Below are 3,366 nucleotides of genomic sequence, written 5' to 3' on the forward strand. Positions count from 1 at the left end.
GACGTTGGCCGTAAAGATAAAACTAAAAACCTGCGTTTAGGTTTAAATTATGTAGCCAGTAATTTTGGCATGGTTTCTACCTATGTGGATTTTATGGATAAAAACTCTACGCAAAATGCAATTGAGTTTGACCGTGTAATTGTAGGTGTTAACTTTACTTTTGCGTTAAAGGCTAATTAATGAAGTATTTTTTTGGTTTAATGCTGCTTGTATTTAGCAGCATTTGTTTTGCTCAATCTGCGCAAAATTATGTGTTAGGTGCAGGTGATAAGGTTGAAATTAAAGTATTTGGCCAACCCGACTTAGAAGTAACCGCTCTTTTAGGAAATAGTGGTGAGGTAAATTATCCATTTTTAGGGAAAGTAAAACTCTCAGGACTTAACACTTCGCAAGTTGAACAAGTAATAACGGAAGGTCTAAAACCTGACTACTTGGTAAACCCCAACGTTTATGTACAAGTTGTTGAGTACCGACCTTTTTATATACATGGTGAGGTTAAAGAACCAGGAGCTTATGCTTACCAACCGGCAATGACTGTAAACCAAGCTATTGCTTTGGCTGGTGGCTTAACCGAGCGCGCATCTACCGATAAAATTTATATTTTTAAAGAGCAAACTAAAAAACAACAACAAAAAGGTAGTTTGAATAGCCAAATTGCGGCGGGCGATACCATAAAAATTGAACAACGCTTGTTTTAAGCAGTTTACAAGGCAGTAATAAATGAATCAAATGAATGAAAGTATAAAGAATAACGATGATGTTATTGATTTAGGTGCATACTTCAACGTAATTAAACGTGCTAAATGGAGAATCTTAAGTTTTTCAATAGTAGTTACACTATTAACTATCATGGTTGCCCTTACTTTAGTGCCTAAGTATGTAGCAACGGCCACTTTGTTAATTGAAGCAGAGCAGGCTAAAGCAGTAAGTTTCCAAGAAATATATGGTTTAGATTCTAATAAGAAAGAATATTATCAGACTCAGTTTGAGGTGATGAAGTCTGATAGTATAGCTCGCGAAGTAATAACTAAACTTAACCTCAATGAACATAAAGACTTCATTACAAAGCCTTCAGCTCTTAGTGAGCTAAATAAAGCTATAAAGAAGCAATTTCCTTTTTTAAATAAAAAAGAGCCAAAAACAATCTCTCCTGAGCGCCAAGCTGAACGAAAAATGCTTGGATATTTGGCTATGTTTAAATCTCGCTTATCAATAGCGCCAATTAAAAATACTCAATTGGTAAGAGTTAGCTTCGAGTCCAGTGACCCTCAGTTAGCTGCACTTGTTGCAAATACAGTGTGTGAAGTTTATATAGAAAGCCAAATGCGTGCAAAAATGGGCATTACGCAACAAGCATCTAGTTGGCTAAACACGCGTTTGTCTCAACTTCGTGTTCAGTTAGATGACTCTGAGGTACGTTTGCAGGCTTACCGAGAGCAGCAAAAACTAGTTGATATTGAAGGGATAGCGGGCCTTGCAACGCAAGAGCTTGAGCAGATATCGGAACAATTAGTAAAAGCGCGAAACGAAAAAAACAACCTTGAAAGCATTAATCGAGTTATTAGTGAGTATGGTAATAATAACTTAGAGTTATTAGGCAGTATGCCTGAAATTACATCGCATAAAGTTATTCAGGATGTAAAACGTGAAGTTATCTTAGTGGAACGTAAGCTAAGTGACCTGAGTGAGGTTTATGGCCCTAAGCATCCTAAAATCATCTCAGCTAAGGCAGAATTGGCAACAGTGAAAAATAATCTAAATAAACAAATTAAAGGGCTCATTACTGGTATTGAAAAAGAGCTTAATCGTATTACACGTACTGTAAAGGCGCTAGAGAGGGATTTAGTTAATATACGTGCTGAATATCAGGATATTACTCGAAAAGAAACGCAATACAACCAACTTAAGCGTGAAGTAGAAACTAATCGAAACATATTTAATACTTTTTTATCTCGTTCTAAAGAAACTGAAGTAACTAGTGATTTTAGCTCTGCTGCTGCACGTTTTACTGATCGTGCTTTTGCGCCTAATGAGCCTACTAAGCCTAACAAAAAATTAATTATTGTACTTGCTTTTATCGTTAGTTTTATTTTTGCGGTTGTAGTGAGTTTTGTTTTTGATGCTCTCAATGACACTATAAAAACCAAAAACGATGTTGAGGGTAAGCTTGCACAGCGTATGCTAGGCTTATTACCTAATGTACCTATGCCTAAAAAGAGCGTATTTTCTATACATGCTTACCTTGACGATAACTACAGGCGTTTTGCAGAGTCTGTGCGTACATTTCGTACTAGCTTATTATTAACGCAGTTAGAGCGTGACAACAAAGTTATCGCCGTTACATCAAGTTCACCGGGTGAAGGTAAGACGACTACATCTGCTAACTTAGCAATTTCGCTTGCGCAGATGGGGAAAGTTTTATTAATAGATGCAGATCTACGTAAACCTAGCATTGCTAAACGATTTGAAATTCCGATTTTTCATCCTGGACTTAGTAACCTCATTATTGGCACTGAGCAATACAGTGAATGTGTTTATGTTGATGAAAAGTCTGGCGTATCTGTAATGCCTAGTGGTCAGATCCCTGGTAATCCGTTGGAGCTTTTATCAAGTGGTCGTTTTAATGATGTACTTGAAGTGCTCAAAACTAAGTACGATCATATTATTATTGATACACCGCCTACTCAGGCAGTGAGTGATGCACTTGTTATTTCACAAAGTGCTGATTCGGTAATTTATGTTGTTAAGTCGGATGTTACACGTATTAAGCTAATAAAAGCGGGTATAGAGCGTTTATTTGAGTCTAAAGCCCATATCGCCGGTATTGTGCTAAATAAAGTTGATATGAGTAAAAATAAAGATGAGCATAGCCAGGGTTATTACGATTATTACGATTACTCGCAAAAACCTGAGCAACCTACCTCTTAATTGCTAAAAATTTATGTTTGACATCCACTCTCATATTTTGCCAGGTATTGACGATGGCGCTAAAGATTTAAACGAATCTTTAGCGCTATTAAAAATGGCGCAAAATGATGGGATAACACACATGGTGGCAACCCCGCATATTCATATAGGTCGATTTAATAACTCAGCAAAAGCTCTTATTAATGACATTGATGTTTTAAAGCAAGAGGCTTTTAATGCAGGTATTGATTTAAAGCTTGCAGTAGCTGCCGAGGTTAGGCTCGACATTGAATTAATGGCGATGGTTATGGCAGGGCAGTTACCTTTTATTGGTGCGTTAGATTCGGTTAATTATTTGTTGTTAGAATTACCGCATTCCCACGTACCACAAGGCTACGATAAGTTTATAAATTGGCTATCTAAGCAAAATATAAAAGCGATAATTCCTCACCCCGAACG

Annotated in this window: 3 protein-coding genes and 1 pseudogene; all 4 read left to right on the plus strand. The window is 36.9% G+C overall.

Going from position 1 to position 3,366, the window contains the following annotated elements:
* Nucleotides 1-180 (plus strand): annotated as a pseudogene (locus AABI99_RS17735) (hypothetical protein); the annotation flags it as partial.
* Nucleotides 180-698, plus strand: a complete 519-nt coding sequence (locus tag AABI99_RS17740; protein ID WP_338367447.1) for a polysaccharide biosynthesis/export family protein — start codon at nucleotides 180-182, stop codon at nucleotides 696-698. The pseudogene AABI99_RS17735 and the gene AABI99_RS17740, both read left to right, overlap by 1 nt.
* Nucleotides 699-720: 22 nt before the next feature.
* Nucleotides 721-2,928, plus strand: a complete 2,208-nt coding sequence (locus tag AABI99_RS17745; RefSeq protein ID WP_338367448.1) for a polysaccharide biosynthesis tyrosine autokinase — start codon at nucleotides 721-723, stop codon at nucleotides 2,926-2,928.
* Nucleotides 2,929-2,941: 13 nt separating this feature from the next.
* Nucleotides 2,942-3,366: CpsB/CapC family capsule biosynthesis tyrosine phosphatase (locus tag AABI99_RS17750; RefSeq protein ID WP_338367449.1), on the plus strand; the 425-nt coding region annotated here is incomplete at its 3' end.

The organism is uncultured Pseudoalteromonas sp. (genome assembly GCF_963922945.1).
Taxonomy (GTDB): domain Bacteria; phylum Pseudomonadota; class Gammaproteobacteria; order Enterobacterales; family Alteromonadaceae; genus Pseudoalteromonas.

What these genes read in the sequence shown, in the direction of transcription:
- AABI99_RS17745 (WP_338367448.1), top strand. Translation starts at nt 721, where the DNA reads ATGAATCAAATGAATGAAAGTATAAAGAATAACGATGATGTTATTGAT.
- AABI99_RS17740 (WP_338367447.1), top strand. Translation starts at nt 180, where the DNA reads ATGAAGTATTTTTTTGGTTTAATGCTGCTTGTATTTAGCAGCATTTGT.